Here is a 19,222-nt window from a genome sequence, read left to right as displayed (position 1 = left end):
CTGTATGTATCTACTTGATTCTGCCATCGCGAAGCAAATTGTGAGCCGCACAATGAAAATCATTGGCCACAATATCAATGTGATGAACGGCAAAGGAGTGATTTTAGGCTCAGGCGACCCTAAGCGTATTGGCTCAACCCACGAAGGCGCGCTGCTGGCGATTGCCCAAAATCGCAATGTGGAGATCAGTCAAGAAGTCGCCTCAGGGCTGCATGGCGTTAAGCCAGGTATCAATTTACCCTTACATTATCAAGGACAAATTATCGGCGTTGTCGGCATTACCGGTGATCCACGTGAGCTCACCCATTATGGTGAGTTACTCAAAATGACCGCCGAAATGATTGTTGAACAAGCCAACCTGCAGGATAAATTGCAATGGGAGAATCGCCAGCGTGAAGAGTTTATTCTGCAACTGATCAAAGCAGAAACCGATGATGCACAGTTGCACCGCTGGGCAAAACAGCTCGACATTGATATCAGCCTGCCAAGAGTCGCGGCCATTATTGAGATCAGCGAGAAAAACATCCAGAAACACCACTTAAAGACCGATACCACCCCATCGGCCTTGTACTTAGCTGAGGCATCCACTCAGCCCGCCGATGAACGTAGCCCCAGAGTCAGTGAAACCCTCAAGCAAGTGCTGCATCTATTGCAATATCCTGACCGTGGTAACTTGATTGCCATGACCTCAATGTCGCAGTTGGTGATCCTAAAGCCTGCTTTTTTAGATGGAAAACAATGGGATCCTGAGCTTGAAAATCAGCGCATCGATAAGCTGTTGCAGCGCTTACCCGCCCAAATGGATTTAAACTTTAAAATTGCTCTAGGCCATTTCTTCCCGGAAAAAGGTGGGATAGCGCGCTCCTATCACACGGCTCAAGAAACCTTGGCACTCGGTAAGCAGCTCAATGCAGAAGGGAATAAATACCTGTTTGAAGATTATTCCCTACAAGTGTTACTTGCAGGGCTGAAACATGACTGGCGCGGTCAGGCGCTGGCAACGCCCTATCAGCAACTCGCCAAGGCGGATAAAAATGGCCAATTACGCAAAACCTTAGCGGCTTATATCACCCACTTTGGCGATGCACAGCAATGCGCGAATGCTCTGTTTATTCATCGCAATACACTGAGATATCGCCTTGATAAAATTCAGCAAATCACCCAAGCCGACATTCAATCCCTGCACGGATTATTGAGCCTGTATCTTGGGCAATTAATTGATACTTCGACTCGCTTAACTTAATGCTCAAATGACTTAGCAACTCAACAAATTAGCCAGAAAAAAGCCCGCAGATGACGGCGCAAACCTTATAACCAGATCAATTGAGTAAAACTTGGGCTGTACTAAAAAATTAATTGAAAGATTTATACCGTATCCCCTTTCCTATCCTTTCATATAGTATCGCGTCGATATGCTAGCGCTCTCGACTTAGTTCATTGAAAGGAATGATAATGACCTCAATCAAACTGAATTTACTCGCCAAAGCTTGTCTCATTAGCGGCTTAGCGCTGACTTCACCTTCGTTAATCGCGGCCGAGAAAACCATTCCCGAACTGGTCGATGCCGTCAACGGCACACCCGATGCGGCAAGTCGCGAGGCGGGCAAAAATGTCAAACTGCGTAATCACACTAAGGGATTTTGTACCTCGGGCAGTTTTAAACCGAATCCACAATTACAACAAACGTTGGCAATTCCATTTTTTAATCAAGATAGTATCAAGGTCACAGCCCGCTTTTCCCTCGGCGGTACAAATCCGCAGATCTCAGATAAAACCGCTGGGCGCTTTATGTCACTCAAAATTGACGGCGATAAAGAAAACCTTAACTTTGTCACCACTAACGTTCCCGTTTTCTTTGCCAAAAATCTCGAAGAGTTTTTTAACTTTCAGACCAAAGTGAAACAAGGCCCTGAAGGCAAACAGTGGCTTATTGATAATCAACCCAGCGCTAAAGCTTTTTTCGACTATGTTAAACAGTTGCCTCCCAGCCCAAGTTTTGCCAACAGCCGCTACTTTGGTGTAAATAGTTTCCTGTTCAGCACGCCAAAAAACAGTGTTCTTCAAGGTGAAACGGTCGCGGGTAAATGGATTTTTGAACCTGTCGCAGGTACTGCCGCGCTGTCAGCCAGTGAACTTGCCAATCTCAGTGATGATTTTTTAAAGGCGGAATTACTCGAGCGCATTAAAACCCAGCCAGCACAATGGAACCTTTATATTCAACTCGCCGAAATGGGGGATGAGATTAATGACCCAACTGTGATCTGGCCTGAAACTCGCCAGCGTTTACTGGTAGGCCAAGTGATGATTAACGGTGAGCGAGATAGCGATCCCCAAGTTCAACAGTGCGATAAAGGCATATTTAACCCACTGTTATTACCTAAGGGCATTACTGCATCTGCCGATCCCATACTCAATGCCCGCACCGCAGCCTATGTAGAATCCTTTATTCGTCGTCAATAAAGATGTCGAGTTAAGTCCCTCCTGTTTAGGATTGGCAAATAGCCCTATTTGCCAATCCTTATCGACAAGCGCCTCCCTTACCGACAAAACGCCTCCTCCTGCATTCGAATTCACCTAAGCATTTTTGTGCATGAGCACAAAAATGGCGAAACATAACGCGGTAATTCCGTGGATTTAGCCAAAGCTATTCAAACATACCTGCACAATAATAGGATGACCTTAAAGCAGCCCTCATTTGGACTCAGGCCCAAATAAGCACTGCGCCCTACACTATAAGTCAAAAAACTTACTCAAAAACTTCAGCCAAGAACTGAACGGGACAAACTATGAACTTAGTGCTTATTCTCATCGGCGTGATTGCATTTATTGTTATCGCGACCTCAAAATTTAAACTCCACCCCTTTTTAACCTTAATTCTGGCCGCCTTTATCGCGGCCTTCGCCTATGGCCTGCCAAGCGGAGAAATCGCTAAAACCATTACCACAGGGTTTGGCAATATTTTAGGCTATATCGGCTTAGTGATCGTCTTAGGCACTATCATAGGGATTATTCTGGAAAAAAGTGGCGCCGCCATCACCATGGCCGATGTGGTGATCAAGATATTAGGTAAACGCTTCCCGACACTCACTATGTCAATTATCGGTTATCTCGTGTCTATTCCGGTCTTTTGTGACTCGGGTTTTGTGATCTTAAACTCACTGAAACAATCGATGGCGAACCGCATGAAGGTCTCTAGTGTCTCCATGAGCGTTGCCTTAGCCACAGGTCTGTACGCCACTCACACCTTTGTACCGCCAACGCCAGGCCCTATCGCCGCCGCAGGCAACTTAGGCTTAGAGTCCAACTTAGGCTTAGTGATCGGTGTGGGTCTCTTTGTGGCAGCTGTTGCGGCACTCGCAGGTATGTTATGGGCAAACCGCTTTGCCGATGTAGAGCCCGATGGTGAAGGCGCAGAAGAACTTAAAGCGCAGGCCAGTGACTATGAAACGCTGAAAAAAAGCTATGGCACACTACCAAGCCCAGTAAAAGCTTTCGCACCGATTTTTGTGCCTATTGTATTAATTTGTTTAGGTTCTATCGCTAACTTCCCTTCAGCGCCTTTGGGTAAAGAAGCTGTGTTTGATGCGCTCGTGTTCCTTGGTCAGCCCGTTAATGCCCTGATGATTGGCCTGTTTTTATCCCTGCTGCTGTTAAAGGGTGAGAATAAGATCAGCGAATTTAGCGAACGCATCAGCCAAGGGCTCGTCACTGCCGCGCCGATTATTTTAATCACAGGTGCAGGTGGTGCTTTTGGTGCGGTATTAAAAGCCACGCCTATCGGTGACTTTTTGGGTACATCACTGTCGGCACTGGGTATCGGTATCTTCATGCCATTTATCGTCGCTGCCGCGCTTAAATCGGCGCAGGGTTCATCGACGGTAGCGTTAGTCGCAACCTCTGCACTGGTTGCGCCTATGCTTGGCGATATTGGTCTTGGTAGCGATATGGGCCGAGTGTTAACAGTAATGGCCATTGGCGCAGGTGCGATGACCGTTTCCCACGCCAATGACAGCTTCTTTTGGGTCGTCACCCAATTTAGCCGCATGAGCGTCAAACAAGCCTATAAAGCCCAAACTATGGCAACCCTAATCCAAGGTGTAACGTCCATGGTAACTGTGTATGTGCTAAGCCTAGTGTTGCTCTAATATTAATGAGTTCTTGATTCAATATTGTCCCTTGGGCACATACCGTGCCCAAGATATATCTCTGTTATACGCCCTAATAATTGCAACAGATTAATGTGCCAGTGATGGATATAAATGCCCTTATATCACCTCAGTTTTAGCACAGGGATGTTGTTGCGCCCAACGTAAGTGGCCTTGGGTTTAGTGTTCAACATTGAGCCCTGTTTTATCCCATTTAGCTGTAGGATTTTTAATGAAAATAGTTATCGCCCCCGACTCATTTAAAGAAAGCTTAAGCGCGCTCGAAGTAGCCAACGCCATAGAACAAGGCTTAAAACAAGTGATCCCCGACTGCGACATAGTCAAAATACCCGTTGCCGATGGTGGCGAAGGCACAGTGCAATCTATGGTGGACGCTACGGGCGGCAGTATTGTCAGCTTAGAGGTCATGGGGCCACTGGGGCATAGAGTGCAAGCACACTATGGCATTCTTGGTGAAGGCATTCTCGGCGCTGCGATGAATACAAGTTCTGCGTCAGTTTCACGTGCAGATCCAACGAACAAATCGCCACATCGAGGCGCGATTGCCGTGATTGAAATGGCCTCAGCCTCAGGTCTGCACCATGTACCGAGGGAGCAACGTAATCCGCTGCTTACCACAAGTTATGGCACGGGCGAGCTAATTTGTGATGCGCTTAATCGGGGGATAAAGCACATCATTTTGGGGCTGGGCGGTAGTGCCACCAACGATGGCGGCGCGGGCATGGCCCAAGCGCTGGACATTTTATTGCTCGATGGCCAAGGTAAAACCTTGCCTTCTGGCGGCGCAGCGCTGGCGAACCTTGCTCAAATCGATGTATCAAACGCTCATCCACTTTTACGTGAGTGCAGCTTCGAAGTTGCCTGCGATGTTGATAACCCACTGTGCGGTGAACGCGGTGCCTCGGCGATTTTTGGTCCGCAAAAAGGTGCGACGCCCGAGATGGTTAAGCAGCTAGATGCCGCTCTTGCCCATTATGCCGATGTGATTGCCCGCAATGGCATTAGTGATCACCGCGATCATGCCGGGGCTGGCGCTGCTGGCGGTATGGGTCTTGGCGTGATGGCTTTTTTAAATGCCGAGCTTAAACCCGGGGTTGAGATTGTGATGCAAACCGTTGGCCTTGCGGACAAAATCCGTGGCGCCGATTTAGTGATCACAGGTGAAGGCCGCATCGATGGTCAAACCGTGTTTGGTAAAACCCCAATGGGCGTGTTAAAGCAAGCCAAACTGCAGGGCATTCCCACTATCGGTATCGCGGGCTGCCTCGGTGAAAACGCCAATGCCATATTGGATCACGGTATGACGGCTATCTTCCCTATCATCCCGCACTTAAGTCCGCTTGATGATGTGCTGGCCAATGCCAAGTTAAACCTTTGCAATACCGCCCGAAATATCGGCGCGGTACTCATGTTAGGCCAGCGCTAATACTGGAACTAATGCTTAAGTAATTCCCTCTGTTTAATGATTTGAAGAAAGGCGCCATAACGGCGCCTTTGCTTATTTAGGCCGCAACGCTTTGGTAATACCAAATTTTAGTGCTTGATGCCTAAAAGGCCTTGCAGTAAAGTGAGCTCCCTTTTTGGTATTCCGCTGATTGAACATTTGAGAGTCAATGATCGCGCATCACTGGTCGAGAATCACTGGTCCGTTATACTCTTCGAGCCAATTTGCGGTTTCACTATAAAAATTAATAGACGGCAAGCCCCATGACCCAGAAACTCCCTCGCCAAGCCACCGCATCCGAAGCAAGTTTGCTCCGCATTTTTACTGCACCGGAAGATGCAAGCTCAACGCTGAGTATTATTGAGCAAAAGCTCTCCGAGGACTTAGCAGGCTTTTTGGGTGACAGTATCGCCGCGCTCGAAAAACCCTTGTCTGAAATCGAAACCGATTTTCAAGCTTTTGAGATCCCAACTCAGCCGCGTTTTGTCTCCGATTACACCGACGAAATTATGCAAAATTTGGTGGCGCATTCGGTACACACAGCGGCGCCAAGTTTTATCGGCCACATGACGTCGGCACTGCCCTACTTTGTGTTGCCACTGTCAAAAATGATGGTGGGACTCAATCAAAATCTGGTCAAAATCGAAACCTCTAAGGCATTTACGCCGCTTGAACGCCAAGTGCTCGGCATGATGCACCATTTGATTTATGCCCAAGATACGGATTTTTATCAAAGCTGGATGCACAGCGCCAATCATTCCCTCGGGGCATTTTGCTCCGGCGGCACAGTGGCCAACATCACGGCGCTGTGGATTGCCCGTAACCAATTATTGAAAGCCGAGGGTGAGTTTAAAGGCGTCAGCCGCGAAGGCTTACTCAAGGCACTGCGCCACTACGGCTATGATGATTTAGCGATTTTAGTGTCGGAGCGGGGCCACTACTCGCTGGGCAAAGCTGTAGATCTGCTTGGCATTGGCCGCGACAATATCATCAGCATTCCCACTGACAGCAATAACAAGGTCGATGTCGCGAAAATGCGCCAAGCCGCCCTTGAACTTGCTAGCAAGAACACCAAAGTGTTAGCGATTGTTGGCGTGGCTGGCACCACAGAAACCGGTAATGTTGACCCACTGACAGAATTAGCTGCGCTGGCAAAAGAGTTAAACTGCCATTTCCATGTAGATGCAGCGTGGGGCGGCGCGAGTTTATTATCCAATAAATACCGCCACCTACTCGCAGGTATCGAACTTGCAGACTCAGTCACTATCGATGCCCACAAACAAATGTACGTGCCCATGGGCGCAGGCATGGTGTTATTTAAAGACCCAGAGTTCGCCCACGCCATTGCCCACCACGCCGAATATATTCTGCGTCGTGGTTCAAAGGATCTCGGCAGCCAAACGCTAGAAGGTTCACGGCCCGGCATGGCGATGTTAGTGCACGCTTGCTTACAGATCATCGGCCGCGATGGTTATGAAATCTTAATCAATAACAGCCTTGAAAAAGCCCGCTATTTTGCCGAACAAATCAAAGCCCATGAGGATTTTGAGTTAATCACTGAACCAGAACTGTGTCTGCTGACTTATCGTTATGTCCCCGCCAGTGTCCAAGCCGCCATGCAGCTTGCCTGTGAGCAAGCAGACACAGTAAAACTCGCTCGCTTTAACGAGCTGCTCGATGGTCTTACTCAGTTTATTCAAAAGCACCAACGCGAACAGGGTAAGTCCTTCGTCTCCCGTACCCGCATTCAGCCAGCGCGCTATTTTAGACAAGCGACCGTGGTGTTTCGCGTCGTACTCGCCAACCCCCTCACCAGCCATGACATTCTCAATCAAGTGCTGGTTGAGCAAAGCGAAATCGCCGCATTAGATAACGAGTTTTTACCCGCACTCATGGCGATGATTGCTGATTAGCAAGTTTGGGATGATGAGTTTCAAATAGCGGCTTTCAGATAAAAAGTTTCTAATAGCAAAACAGCCGCAAAGATTTTTGCGGCTGTTTTGCTATTAGACAATGAATTAGCTGCACGTTAAAGAGACAAAATTAAGCGCTTATTCATTGCCATTTGTACGCCGAATTCAACTGCCTCCGTGACTCGCCGTGAAGCCATCCATGGCGGCTCTGCGATGACATCCATGTCATCGAAGGTCACGTCAGCAATTGAATTCACCTTGGCTAATTTCTGCGTAATCTGCTGCATATGGAAAAATACATACCACTATCACATAGGCAGTCTTGCTCCACACTAAGTATGAAAACTAGCTTGAAAACCCCCAAGGGTGTAGGTGTCTCACTCTTTAGTGAGATGAGCTTACGCGCCACTAAGGCTAAGTGTCTATGGTCTTTCCCTTTGAACAAATCAAACCAAAGTTTGTTAGTTTTATTTTATTTTTATATATGTTACGTTGCTCCAGTGCTTGTTTGCGGCTTGACGGGAAGTTCAGACTTTAGTTTAACTAATCCACGAAAAACACGGAGGCAGACATTTGCACCGAGAATAGTAATGTCTATGTACCAGTAAATTTTTACCAAAAAAGGATTTTATAAAATGAACATTGGAACTAAGGTTGGTCTTTTACTTTCTGTAACTGGTTGTGTGATTGGGGGATACTTCGGTCTTTCACCTGTCTATTCACTGCTACAATCAGGTGCTATATATGGACAAGAAGCTGGCTTATTTTTTGGAATTACAGGTATTGTAATTGGGAGCATGATAGCTGTGATGGCTTATCTTTCTTCGAGAAAGAATTAACAATCTAATACTATATATGATGGACTAAGGCTAAAATTAATTAGCTTAGACCTAATATGAAACTTATCCATTTATTGGGCAGTATCTGGTTGGATTTGGGTTAAATACTTTTCAGAATAAATTTGCTTTCCATCACACAAGGTTGACATGGTGGGTGTTCAACGATAAGCACATCAGATCTTGTAGCACCCATTGTTTTACAGCTCTATCTATTTTAAATAAGTTTGATTAGTACGAAATAAGTTAAACGTTATTGCCAAGATTAAGTACTTATCATTCACTCCTTTGTGTGTCAAATTCAATTGCTAAATTTAAGTGACCACAATATTCCTTATACGCATAGCGAGTGATTGATTTCTATCACTGATTAAGATTCAAAAGACTTTACCGATTTCATTAGTTTTTGAAATGATGGACATTCTAAGTGATCTGATTGTGGGCAACTTGCTACATGGTTAAGACTATCTCGTATTGCTCTTAGCCGCTTAATGTTGAGATCAATATCAGATGCTTTTTGCGCCAGTAAATTACGATCAATGGTCAATTGATTCGATTCATTAAACATCGTAGTGATTTCGTTTAATGATAAACCTGCAATACGTCCAAGTAAGATAATATTCAATTTATTAATGATTTTAGGAGCATATTGGCGTCTAAGTCCTTTTCTGCCAATGGATTGGATAAGTCCAATTTTTTCATAATATCTCAATGTTGAAGGAGCTAATCCTGATTCGCGTGATACCTCTGCAATATCTATAATATTCACTCTTGACTTAAAGTCGACTTCAAGTTGTACCATGGCTGAACTATATCAATATCAGGAAAGAATACCAAGAGGGAAAACTGAATGGAGATTTCTATTTTGCTACAGTCAATATTAATGGGTATTGGTGCCACATTAATAATGGATTCATGGTCATGGTGGCAAAAAAACGTACTTCACAATCCAACTCTTGACTATGCATTTGTGGGACGTTGGTTTATTTACAGAGGTCAGCTGGTTCATCGGCCTATTATGGCAACCCCATCTGTTAAAGGAGAAACCTTTCTGGGTTGGTTTCTGCATTATTTTATCGGTATTATTATTGCTTTAATTCATGTATTAATCTTTGGAGAGATGTGGCTATTTTAACCAACGTTGATACCTGCACTAATGACTGGTGTTGTTACCATAGTGTTTCCTTTCTATGTCATTCAACCTTGTCTTGGATTTGGGATTGCAGCAAATAAACACCTTCACCATGGAAAGCTCGGTGGCTAAGTTTATTGACACATAGCGTCTATGGCCTAGGGCTATTTTTTGCTGCTTTAAGCCTGAAATATTTAGTTCATGTTTAAATTTAGCTATCCATTACAAAACTTTTGTCACAATAATTTAGTTTTAGCTAAAGCAATCGCAACTTGTAAAAAACAATGCTAAGGTAATGATTCGTATAACAAGTATTGCTTTCTAAGCAGAATCTGTCGGAGAAAAAGAATGTTTATCAGATATATTTTAATGCTCACTGCCGTGCTGCTATGCCTTTACCCTGTTTGGGGATTAGTGAGCCCAGCAAGCTACTTGCAGGAGATATTAGAGGTTTATCCCGATGCGGAACAAGCCAGTCATACTCAAGTACGAATTACGGCGGCTATTTTATGGATAAGCAATCTGACGCTATCATTTGCGTTACTATTTATTGCAAAATTCATTAAACAACCTCAAACGTACAAATTCGCGAAAATATCGTCTATCGCATTAATTAGCTATCCATTTATTCTGACGATAACAGAGGTAATTTCTCACAGTATTCTATACCGCCACCTAGAACATCCTACGCTGACACTCGAGTTTTCAGCGCAAAAAATGTTCTATTTCGTATTTGGCCTGATCATACTGGGAATTTATCAATCCCAACAAGAGTACAAACGCGCCAAAGAGAATGGTTAATTTATCAACATATTTTGAGGAAAAACCATTGAAGTTCTTTACCTCTTTTATTTTTGCTTTTATTGGCTCAAAATTATTATTCAAATACTTCGATTTTCACTACGATATTTTTAGCGATCCTTTTGATCCATTGAAATTTATTATTGATACTGGTGTGTTCGTTGTTATTTTTATATCGACACAGATACTGTATGAAAAATATTGGGAAAAACGAATAAACAAGAACAGCAATAATTCCCCCAACTAATGCACATAGGGATAATACGCAGAGGGACCATGAATAATATATGCTGTTAACACGCTCACAAGCGCTAAGCGACCAACCGAAACCACATAGTAAGAAAGACAGGACTAGCTTGAATCTTTTAGAATTCACAGTTAACTCCGAAGTAACAGAATACACTTCCCCTCGGAGTTGCCGCAGGGCGAATAGACAAATTGCGTGAGTTCGGTCATGGATAATGGAATGGACCCATCCACTTTTAATCGGCCTCGCAATGGGCCACGATGTAGTCGCTAAAACTCATCAGAAAGAGGACGGGGCCACCTATGAAGATTACTACAATCGGTTTAGATATCGCAAAGTCTGTTTTTCATGCTGTTGGCGTCGATAAAGCGGGCAAGTTAATTAAAAAGAAAATGCTTAGACGCAAGGACTTGCTTCCCTTTCTCGCTCAAATAGAGCCGTGTCTGATTGTGATGGAAGCCTGTGGTGGAGCAAATTACTGGGCCAGAGAGTTTGAGCTGTTGGGTCATAACGTCAAGTTGATCGCCCCTCAATTTGTGGTGCCTTTTCGGCAAGGTAATAAAAATGACTACAACGATGCCTTAGCCATCGCAGAAGCGGCGCAGCGACCCAACATGCGTTTTGTGAAGCCAAAAGGTGTCGCGCAACAAGATGTACAACTTCTCCACCGCATGCGTGAGCGTTTAAACAAACAATCAACCGCCTTAATCAATCAAGTCAGAGGGATGTTAGCGGAATACGGCATTGTGATAACCAAAAGTAAATCGGCTTTTAAAGTACAGTTCCCAGATATTTTAGCGGATGAAACCAATGCGCTGACCACCAAAGGTCGGGCCATTTTTTATCAGTTATATGAAGAATTTAGTGATATAGAAAAACGGCTTAAGGGTTGTGACGTTCAAGTGCTCACTGAAACTAAAAACAATGTGATTTGCCAGCGGTTAGAGACTATCCCTGGTATTGGCCCAGTAACCGCTACCGCCTTTTATGCGGCCGTCGGTGATGGTAAAGATTTCAGTAATGGTAGACACTTTTCAGCTTGGTGTGGCTTGGTTCCCAAGCAACACAGCAGTGGAGGTAAAGATAACCTCCTTGGAATAAGTAAGCGGGGAAATGCTTACTTACGTACCCTGTTCATCCATGGCGCCAGAGCCGTGTTGCAACACAGTTGTCATAAACAGGATAAATTTAGTTGCTGGGCAATCCTGTTAGCAGAACGCAGAAGTTTTAACCGAGCCTGTGTAGCCGTCGCCAATAAACTCGCGAGAATGGCATGGGTTATCGCGGCGCATGACGAAGAATATCGACTTCCAGTATAGTGCTGAATAGATTCAATAAACGTTAATAATTAACCAACCAGCAAGTTGCTAAGACACTTGATTTGATGATGAGACAGTCAGACTGAGCTACTGAAAACCTTAGTCGGGCATAGGCTCATAATGAAGCCGCAAGGATGATAAGGACAGTAGAAGCAGATATCCATCAGGGCCAGAGGAATCCCTCAATAACAGGCCGAATATATGGGTGCAATGAACTCTTCTCAAAATCGCTATCGAATGTCTTGCAAACTGGATGGGTCCATATATGGCCGACTAGCTTTCGCAGGTGCAGGGACGCATCCTTCGGAAGCGATAGCAAATTTGGCAATGAGCACAAGGGGCTTTCAACTCCGTTGGGGCGTCTTGGAGCATCCAAGGAGGATAGGACGAGCAGTCCTCCTTGGTCGGGTGTGGGGTGAAGCCCCACGACTTTGACTTTGCTTTTAAATTATTTAACGAAAAAATATTTAACGAGACACTCATTGATAAATAGTTTGAATGCACTAATTGTGAGTAACAGACTATCAGCCATACCAAAGGCTTAATGGGATTCAGGTGTGGGATGAAGCCCCACGACGTTGATTTAGCCTTTAAAAATTAACCATCAATCATCCCCGAAACCACATAGGAACTTAAAGCTTTATATGCGAAAAATCATTTTCCCACTGATCATGTTAAGCCTTGGCGCATTGCCTCTATATGCTCCAGCACAGGACACCAGCGCGTTATGGGGCAAAAAATACGTTGAAGTGAAATCGAGTTTATTGGCTGCTGGCTGGATATTAGCACCCGTAGCAGAAGATGAAACGCCAATGACAGAAGATTACCCTGAAATAACCTGTGGTAACGGCGCGATGGCCATTTGCTCTGTCGGCTTTAAGCGAGACAATAGTACACTTGCCTTAGTTGTTGAATCTATTGAACAAGAGCTTATTGTGACAGGTGAATACTAAACAGCCCAATGGACGATGTGAAATTCAGCCTAAGCGCCTGACATAAACGAGGTAGTGATGACATCTGTACCCCAATCAAAACAAGAACTTGAATTGGCTATTTACTCAGTTTTCCCCAAACTGATGGCTGACTATCGTTCAATCCCAACCCAAATGTCCCGTGTGTGCAGCATAGAAGGAAACATCAAAGGTACACAAATGAGTGTAAGTGATACCGTCGCTTACCTTATTGGTTGGGGTAAATTAGTGCTCAAATGGTACGAGTTAACATCGCAAGCACTCCCCGTTGATTTTCCCGATACGGGCTATAAATGGAATCAACTGGGATTATTAGCAGAGCGATTTCATCATGAATATAGCCAATGGCAATATACTGATTTACTTGATGAATATGAAATGACAATGGAAAAATTGTCAACGCTGATTGCGAGTCTCAGTAATCAGCAACTGTACGGCATAACTTGGTACGATAAATGGACTCTGGGCCGTATGATCCAGTTCAATACTTACTCCCCGATGAAGAATATGCGTACCAAAGTACGACGATTCAAAAAAGACAATGCATTACCCTAGTAAACAACTCTTTTAAGCACGGAGGTATTCATGCCAAGTACCCGCACTCCCCCGCAATTAGGCCCAAATCCCAACGATAAAGCGCCGATGAAAGGCTTCCCTCAAGTTGGATTTCTTAAAAACTTTATTACCCGCGAGAACATTATCGTCGGTGATTACACTTATTATGACGCTCCAGCTGGTCCTGAAAGGTTCGAGTCGAATGTGCTTTATCACTTTGACTTTATTGGCGATAAACTGAATATCGGTAAATTCTGCGCCATTGCGAAAGACGTGAAATTCATTATGAATGGCGCCAATCATCAAGTATCTGGCTTTTCAACTTATCCCTTTTATATCTTCGGCAATGGCTGGGAGAAAGCGGCGCCCAAGCCCGAAGATTTACCTTTTAAGGGCGACACCTGTATCGGTAACGACGTGTGGATTGGTTATAACGCCACTATCATGCCTGGAGTGAAGATTGGCCACGGCGCCATTGTTGCCAGTCAATCCGTAGTGACAAAAGATGTGCCACCCTACGCTGTGGTTGGCGGTAATCCTGCCACAGTGATCAAGCTGAGATTCGAGCAAACTGTGATAGATGAGCTTGTTGCCATCGCTTGGTGGGATTGGCCGATAGAGAAAATCACTCAACACCTTGAGGCTATCGCGGGGGCAGAACTCACAATATTACAGCAAGCGACCTAAATAACGCCTGTCGCGAGCAAGACTGAACGAAAAATCTTAAGCGACAAGCATTAAGCAACACACATTAAAAAAACGCCATTAAACGCAAACAAAATCCTATATGCGCAATTTTGTACAAAAGCACTGAGGGTTTCTGGGTTACTATCAGGCACAACCCGCCCATTCATACACTAAACACGGAGGCCTAGTGTGAACACAGAACATGCGGCCTACCAGATTGCCGATGAATTAGGTGGCCTCGAGTTACTCAATGCCCACTACCATAAACAAAACTTTAGTCGGCACACCCACGAAGGTTACACAGTCGGCGTGATTGAAACGGGGGCGCAGCGTTTTTATCGCACGGGTGGCAACCATGTGGCGCCAAAGCACAGCATCATTCTCGTCAACGCCGACGAAGTCCATAATGGTTGTAGCGCCACCGAGGGCGGTTGGTCCTATAGTGCCATGTATCCAGTACCCGCACAGTTTGCCAATATTAACAGTGAGCTAGCATCAAACCGCGGTGCGCCCTATTTCCCTGAGCCCGTAGTGTACGATCCTGAATTAGCCGAATTACTGCGCTTCACCTTTACGACTTTAGATACATCGGACAATCGCTTACTACGCGAAAGCTTGGTCTATTCAAGCTTGACACAGTTGATGACACGCCATGGCAAGAATCGCCCGAGCGATGACCTCACTGTAATCGCTAAGCCTGCGTTAGCACTGGTGAAATCCTTTATCGACGATCATCCTGCAGCCGACATCTCCCTTGAAGAGCTGGCAACACTCGCGGGATTAAGCCCCTATTATTTGCTGAAGCAATTTCAGCGTTATTACGGCTTACCGCCCCACGCTTACCAAATTCAGGCCAGAGTGAGACTCGCCAAAGGAAAAATCAAACAAGGCACACGGCTGCTCGATGTCGCCCTCGATTGTGGGTTTCACGATCAAAGTCACTTGAATCGACATTTTAAGAAGACAGTCGGTGTTACGCCGGGGCAATTTGCCAAAGAAATAGGCCGCAATATTATCCAAGCCTAAACAATCACTTTAAGTTAATCTGCCATGCTCATTCTTGCTTTCTCCTCGATTGACTAAGCAAGCAAGCTTATCCAAGCATTTATTGTTTAACAGCAACCCCGTCGCCGCTATTTTTAGGAGCCAAAGTGACCACCGACAAGCTTATAGAACTTGATGTTTATCCTGTGCATCCATCGAAATCCAAGGCATTTTTAAAAGGTACATTAGCCATGATGCCGTTGACGATAGCTGTTGTACCTTGGGGAGTTTTAGCGGGCTCCTTCGCCATTGAGGTTGGGCTAACGCCCATTGAGAGCCAAGCCATGTCGGCGATTATCTTTGCGGGCGCGGCTCAATTAGTGGCACTCGGCATGGTGAAAGCCGGTATTGGTCTGTGGAGTATCTTAATTACGACGTTACTCATCACCTCACGCCATCTGTTATATGCAATGGCGATGCGCAGTCAAATCAGTCCTTTGCCGTTAAAGTGGCGCCTAACATTGGGCTTTTTGCTCACAGATGAACTGTTTGCCATCGCCAATCAAGGCAAGTTACATAAGTTCGACCCTTGGTACGCCCTTGGCGGCGGTTTGAGTTTCTATATCGGTTGGAACATAGCCACACTACTTGGCATAGTGGCGGGCAATGCGATCGAGAATTTAGATGAGATGGGATTAGATTTTGCCATCGCAGCCACCTTCATCGCTCTGGTCGTTCCTACCATAAAAAAGCCATCGATTCTCGTCTGTGTATTAGTCTCGCTCACCCTAGCAGTGGTATGCGCCGTTTTTAAAATTCAAGCGGGACTGCTCATTGCCGCCATTGCGGGAATGACGGCAGGTGTACTTTACGCCAAAGTGACCAAGGAAGCGGAACGCGCAGAACAATCAGTAAGTCAGTTAGCAAGCACACAGGCCAAAACAGAAATGGATACAGGAGATGGGCCTGACATTAAGACAAAAACATTGTCAGGAGAAAAAGCATGATTTGGTTAATGATCTTTTCAATGGCGGCGGTTGTGTTTATCAGTCGTCATTTACTACTTGAGCCTAAACTACCGCTGCGATTAAGTAAGGGCACCCAAACCTTTTTAAGTTACTCAGCCCCTGCGGTACTCACTGCAATCTTTGCACCCATAGTGTTTGTGCAAGAAGGTCAGCTTGATCTCAGCCTAGATAACAGCTATCTCATCTGCGCCATAGTCGCTACTGTGTTGGCGCTCGTCACCCGTAATACCTTACTGACCACAGTGCTAAGTATGGGACTATTTTTCTTTATCCACTAAGTCAACAAAGAGTCAGTGTTCAGCAACTGCACTGACTCTTGCATCAATCACTTACACTGTCCCTACCACTCTTTTACACAGCCTAACCCCTCTGAGACATCGCCCCCTAGAAAATTACTTCCACGTTATCTTGATTTTCCACAATCTTCATATATTTAGACTCTTACGTCTGTGCAACTAATAGTATCGGCTTTAACGGTATTTCACACATCGACGATAATGAAAGAGTGAGGTATTTATCAGCAATAACAAAGACTCAAACAATAAAAACAAAATACTTAACCTAACCATATTCAAACTATTTAGTCTCTAAAACGTCCATTCAGAAATGTTATTTACTGTATCTATTACAGCACTCATCTCAGTATAGTTCTCGGTATAGCTCTCGAAATAAAGAGTCCATTCAAAAGGTTTTACATAATAAAATGCCGCATAAATATTAATCCACATTCAAAAACCAACCCACTAAAAATTAAAGTAAATACACTATATTATAAAGTTTTAAATACCTTTTAAAAATAAATAAATTAACACTTTTAACCAAACTCAAACACATCTTAAATTAATTCATTTTTATTTTGTTTAATAAAAATAAAAGTGCTAGTTTTTAGATGTGCCTAGCAGTAATGATTATTTATATGATTTATGACTACATATAATTGCCATCGGCGCTCTCAATGAAAGGACGTATTTTATTAAAATAAAGGAACAATCATGAGAACAAAATCTAGCCTGGGTATATTAACTTTATCCTGTTTAACCGCACTTGGAACTGTTTCTTTGTTGGCCGAAGCCGCTATTCCGAATACTATTCCAAAACTGTCAATGGTAGAACACGCTGCCCCTGATCTTGATTCGCTTAAAAATGATGCAATTAACGACCCCTCGTTTATCAGCTCGTTATTCTCCTTAGGACACCATCTCGGATATGCATGGGCTGGCGGTACAGCATCCCAGTATGTTGGTGAAGACATCGAAGTCAGAAGAGAGTCGAGCAACGAATACAGTCTTAAAGCCCGCTATAACGGCAATGATCCTTATGCAAGCGGCTACAGAGCGAATGAACGTTTGAAGGTAAATTTACAAAATATTCATTTCGTCACTAATCCTCAAAGTCTAAAGTTAGGTTCACCTCAAGTTTATGATCGTGAGGCTATTTATACTGCTCCCGTGGTTATCTATAACTGGGGCGATACCGAAGATACCGGTGTGGCCACCCTAAACTATGATTACACCACTAGCTGGGCCAAAACCGATAATTTCTCTTTCTCCGAGAAAATTAGCGTAACCAATAAATATGAAGTGGGTATTCCAGGAATAGGTGGAGCGAGTTCTGAAATCAGCGCCGAATTTTCTGCCAGCCAAGGTTGGAGTGAAACCGACGGCAAAAGTACAACGATTTCGAGTCAGGCGCAGTACCGAGCAATTATGCCGCCTCGCAGCAAACGTTATATCTCAATCACCCTATTTAAACAAAAGGCGGATGTCCCATACACCTCAAGTTTATATATGATGTACGATATAAAATATGAGAACTTCTTAAAATGGGGTGGTAATGCGCATATTAATCATCCGACAAATAGACCTAACTTCCCTTACACCTTTGGCGGAGCGAATGCGAATAATCTGAATGGACCAGAAGCCTTAGTCGATCAATATCTTCATCAAGATATAAACGGTTATGGTGTATGGGATTGGCCTGCAGCGATTAATTCGGCACAGTCAAAAAGTGGGTTTGAGTGGCAATTGGCGAATATTGTTAGACAACATGGCGCACCTATCAGCGGTAAATTTACTGCAATAGATTCGAGTCAATTTAATATCGATGCCAGTGAATCCTATCCACTAACGGATGAAGACATTGCTAATCGCCCTAAAAGCGCTCAAAAGTTAGGACTGAGTCGCAATATTCAGGTTGCCGTCGGCGAGATCCAAAACAATGATGAAGATGGTTTAATCAAAAAACTGAATATTTCGCAATCAAGCGAAGTCATGTTAAACAATTAAAAACGGTGAGCTTAGGCTCTCAATAACAGCTATGACACTAGTATCAGAGAGATCTCTATACAACCAGCCAGTTACTAGCAAATTAGAAATGTAATACAAAGCCACTCATTCGAGTGGCTTTTCTTTCGCTTCTGCTCGCGCCTTCGATTGCTCATCCATCAGGCAAATATAATCTTCAAGCTCTTGCCCGAGAGTGAGAGCAAAATGACGGTTTAACCGCACAAGACCCGTGATGCGATCGACCCTGAAATTACGAAAATCAGCACGTAGCTCACACCATGTCAGTAAGGTCCAAGTACCACGCCAAAAATAGATGGCGAGCGGCCTAACTTCCCGCTCGGTAACATCCAGTTTGACGTCTTGATAGAAGAGTTTGACGTATTCGCGGCGCTGAGCCGCATTACGCAAGGGATCGAGGAATTGAAACTCATTGGAATCGAGGTAAAAATCCGGTGAAAACATTAGGGATTGATAGGCTTGTAATCGTTTAGGCAACACAGCTTCGACTTTAATCATCGCCTGCCTCGCGGCGCTACCTAGCTCCTTACCACCCCAAGTTTGCACCATACGCATGCCAACTTGAATCGCTTCGAGTTCGGCTTCGTTAAACATCAAGGGCGGAACATTCACCTCGTGGCGCAACAAATAGCCGACCCCCGCCTCCCCTTCAATGGGAATGCCACTTAAACACAAATCCTGCACATCACGGTAAATAGTGCGTGTGGACACCTCTAACCGTTCAGCCAATTCTTGGGCTGTGGTCAGGCGTTTATGTTTAAGAATTTGCACTATTTGAAATAGGCGATCAGCGCGGCGCATTGACTCTGATTTAATCCTTTAGTTGCCTATCAGTT

18 protein-coding genes and 1 pseudogene are annotated in these 19,222 nt (G+C 44.6%); 16 read left to right on the top strand and 3 right to left on the bottom strand.

Translation table 11 applies throughout. From position 1 onward, the window contains the following. Positions 1 to 4: 4 nt before the first annotated feature. From L5M49_RS07340 to panP, 5 genes are all read left to right on the top strand, one after another. Positions 5 to 1,243 (top strand): sugar diacid recognition domain-containing protein, encoded by a 1,239-nt coding sequence (locus L5M49_RS07340; RefSeq protein ID WP_263265750.1) that lies wholly within the window; start codon positions 5 to 7, stop codon positions 1,241 to 1,243. A 209-nt stretch (positions 1,244 to 1,452) separates the two neighbouring features. After that, a complete protein-coding gene (locus L5M49_RS07335) occupies positions 1,453 to 2,460 on the top strand; it encodes a catalase family peroxidase (RefSeq protein ID WP_263265749.1) in 1,008 nt (335 codons plus the stop codon). Between the two features lie 326 nt (positions 2,461 to 2,786). Then, on the top strand, positions 2,787 to 4,145 hold the full coding sequence (locus tag L5M49_RS07330; RefSeq protein ID WP_263265748.1) for a GntP family permease: 1,359 nt from the start codon (positions 2,787 to 2,789) through the stop codon (positions 4,143 to 4,145). 232 nt (positions 4,146 to 4,377) lie between these two features. Next, positions 4,378 to 5,592, top strand: coding sequence for a glycerate kinase (locus L5M49_RS07325; protein WP_263265747.1), 1,215 nt, complete (start codon positions 4,378 to 4,380; stop codon positions 5,590 to 5,592). 281 nt (positions 5,593 to 5,873) lie between these two features. After that, entirely contained in the window at positions 5,874 to 7,523 is a 1,650-nt protein-coding gene (gene panP, locus L5M49_RS07320; protein ID WP_263265746.1) for a pyridoxal-dependent aspartate 1-decarboxylase PanP, read from the top strand. Positions 7,524 to 7,639: 116 nt separating this feature from the next. Here panP and L5M49_RS07315 read toward each other — a convergent pair whose 3' ends face one another. Further along, positions 7,640 to 7,810 carry a hypothetical protein gene (locus L5M49_RS07315; protein WP_263265745.1) on the bottom strand — a complete coding sequence of 57 codons (171 nt, stop codon included), beginning with the start codon at positions 7,808 to 7,810 and terminating at the stop codon, positions 7,640 to 7,642. Positions 7,811 to 8,158: 348 nt separating this feature from the next. Between L5M49_RS07315 and L5M49_RS07310 the strand changes: the two genes are divergently transcribed. Next, a complete protein-coding gene (locus L5M49_RS07310) occupies positions 8,159 to 8,362 on the top strand; it encodes a hypothetical protein (RefSeq protein ID WP_198572177.1) in 204 nt (67 codons plus the stop codon). 367 nt (positions 8,363 to 8,729) lie between these two features. On the opposite strand, the gene L5M49_RS07305 is transcribed toward L5M49_RS07310, so the two are convergent. Next, positions 8,730 to 9,161, bottom strand: a complete 432-nt coding sequence (locus L5M49_RS07305; protein ID WP_263265744.1) for a helix-turn-helix domain-containing protein — start codon at positions 9,159 to 9,161, stop codon at positions 8,730 to 8,732. A 48-nt stretch (positions 9,162 to 9,209) separates the two neighbouring features. On the opposite strand from L5M49_RS07305, the pseudogene L5M49_RS07300 reads away from it, so the two are divergent. The 10 genes and pseudogenes from L5M49_RS07300 (at position 9,210) to L5M49_RS07255 (ending at position 18,368) form a co-directional block, all read left to right on the top strand. After that, a pseudogene (locus L5M49_RS07300) lies at positions 9,210 to 9,623 on the top strand (DUF2938 family protein). A 216-nt stretch (positions 9,624 to 9,839) separates the two neighbouring features. Beyond that, complete coding sequence (locus L5M49_RS07295) at positions 9,840 to 10,292, top strand: hypothetical protein (protein ID WP_263265743.1); 453 nt, start codon at positions 9,840 to 9,842, stop codon at positions 10,290 to 10,292. Positions 10,293 to 10,841: 549 nt separating this feature from the next. Then, entirely contained in the window at positions 10,842 to 11,858 is a 1,017-nt protein-coding gene (locus L5M49_RS07290; RefSeq protein ID WP_263265742.1) for an IS110 family transposase, read from the top strand. Positions 11,859 to 12,502: 644 nt separating this feature from the next. Then, entirely contained in the window at positions 12,503 to 12,811 is a 309-nt protein-coding gene (locus tag L5M49_RS07285; RefSeq protein ID WP_263265741.1) for a hypothetical protein, read from the top strand. Between the two features lie 57 nt (positions 12,812 to 12,868). Next, positions 12,869 to 13,384 (top strand): ClbS/DfsB family four-helix bundle protein, encoded by a 516-nt coding sequence (locus L5M49_RS07280; RefSeq protein ID WP_263265740.1) that lies wholly within the window; start codon positions 12,869 to 12,871, stop codon positions 13,382 to 13,384. Positions 13,385 to 13,414: 30 nt separating this feature from the next. Beyond that, a complete protein-coding gene (locus L5M49_RS07275) occupies positions 13,415 to 14,071 on the top strand; it encodes a Vat family streptogramin A O-acetyltransferase (RefSeq protein ID WP_263265739.1) in 657 nt (218 codons plus the stop codon). A 189-nt stretch (positions 14,072 to 14,260) separates the two neighbouring features. Continuing rightward, positions 14,261 to 15,097 carry an AraC family transcriptional regulator gene (locus tag L5M49_RS07270; RefSeq protein ID WP_263265738.1) on the top strand — a complete coding sequence of 279 codons (837 nt, stop codon included), beginning with the start codon at positions 14,261 to 14,263 and terminating at the stop codon, positions 15,095 to 15,097. Positions 15,098 to 15,222: 125 nt separating this feature from the next. Continuing rightward, complete coding sequence (locus tag L5M49_RS07265) at positions 15,223 to 16,062, top strand: AzlC family ABC transporter permease (protein ID WP_263265737.1); 840 nt, start codon at positions 15,223 to 15,225, stop codon at positions 16,060 to 16,062. Further along, complete coding sequence (locus tag L5M49_RS07260) at positions 16,059 to 16,361, top strand: AzlD domain-containing protein (protein WP_011789923.1); 303 nt, start codon at positions 16,059 to 16,061, stop codon at positions 16,359 to 16,361. The genes L5M49_RS07265 and L5M49_RS07260 overlap by 4 nt, the downstream gene beginning before the upstream one ends. 714 nt (positions 16,362 to 17,075) lie before the next feature. Further along, entirely contained in the window at positions 17,076 to 18,368 is a 1,293-nt protein-coding gene (locus L5M49_RS07255; RefSeq protein WP_263163283.1) for an aerolysin family beta-barrel pore-forming toxin, read from the top strand. A gap of 105 nt (positions 18,369 to 18,473) precedes the next feature. On the opposite strand, the gene L5M49_RS07250 is transcribed toward L5M49_RS07255, so the two are convergent. Continuing rightward, complete coding sequence (locus L5M49_RS07250) at positions 18,474 to 19,187, bottom strand: helix-turn-helix transcriptional regulator (RefSeq protein ID WP_263265736.1); 714 nt, start codon at positions 19,185 to 19,187, stop codon at positions 18,474 to 18,476. Between the last annotated feature and the right edge of the window lie 35 nt (positions 19,188 to 19,222).

Source organism: Shewanella sp. SM74 (genome assembly GCF_025653725.1).
In the GTDB taxonomy this organism is placed as follows: Bacteria; Pseudomonadota; Gammaproteobacteria; order Enterobacterales; family Shewanellaceae; genus Shewanella; species Shewanella oncorhynchi.
Note: the sequence above shows the minus strand (reverse complement) of the source record. Positions and strands in the feature narration are given on the sequence as shown.

Bases quoted from the DNA above. Each gene is read 5' to 3' on its own strand.
- L5M49_RS07340 (WP_263265750.1), top strand. From the start codon at position 5: ATGTATCTACTTGATTCTGCCATCGCGAAGCAAATTGTGAGCCGCACA.
- L5M49_RS07335 (WP_263265749.1), top strand. From the start codon at position 1,453: ATGACCTCAATCAAACTGAATTTACTCGCCAAAGCTTGTCTCATTAGC.
- L5M49_RS07330 (WP_263265748.1), top strand. From the start codon at position 2,787: ATGAACTTAGTGCTTATTCTCATCGGCGTGATTGCATTTATTGTTATC.
- L5M49_RS07325 (WP_263265747.1), top strand. From the start codon at position 4,378: ATGAAAATAGTTATCGCCCCCGACTCATTTAAAGAAAGCTTAAGCGCG.
- panP (WP_263265746.1), top strand. From the start codon at position 5,874: ATGACCCAGAAACTCCCTCGCCAAGCCACCGCATCCGAAGCAAGTTTG.
- L5M49_RS07315 (WP_263265745.1), bottom strand. From the start codon at position 7,810: ATGCAGCAGATTACGCAGAAATTAGCCAAGGTGAATTCAATTGCTGAC.
- L5M49_RS07310 (WP_198572177.1), top strand. From the start codon at position 8,159: ATGAACATTGGAACTAAGGTTGGTCTTTTACTTTCTGTAACTGGTTGT.
- L5M49_RS07305 (WP_263265744.1), bottom strand. From the start codon at position 9,161: ATGGTACAACTTGAAGTCGACTTTAAGTCAAGAGTGAATATTATAGAT.
- L5M49_RS07295 (WP_263265743.1), top strand. From the start codon at position 9,840: ATGTTTATCAGATATATTTTAATGCTCACTGCCGTGCTGCTATGCCTT.
- L5M49_RS07290 (WP_263265742.1), top strand. From the start codon at position 10,842: ATGAAGATTACTACAATCGGTTTAGATATCGCAAAGTCTGTTTTTCAT.
- L5M49_RS07285 (WP_263265741.1), top strand. From the start codon at position 12,503: ATGCGAAAAATCATTTTCCCACTGATCATGTTAAGCCTTGGCGCATTG.
- L5M49_RS07280 (WP_263265740.1), top strand. From the start codon at position 12,869: ATGACATCTGTACCCCAATCAAAACAAGAACTTGAATTGGCTATTTAC.
- L5M49_RS07275 (WP_263265739.1), top strand. From the start codon at position 13,415: ATGCCAAGTACCCGCACTCCCCCGCAATTAGGCCCAAATCCCAACGAT.
- L5M49_RS07260 (WP_011789923.1), top strand. From the start codon at position 16,059: ATGATTTGGTTAATGATCTTTTCAATGGCGGCGGTTGTGTTTATCAGT.
- L5M49_RS07255 (WP_263163283.1), top strand. From the start codon at position 17,076: ATGAGAACAAAATCTAGCCTGGGTATATTAACTTTATCCTGTTTAACC.
- L5M49_RS07250 (WP_263265736.1), bottom strand. From the start codon at position 19,187: ATGCGCCGCGCTGATCGCCTATTTCAAATAGTGCAAATTCTTAAACAT.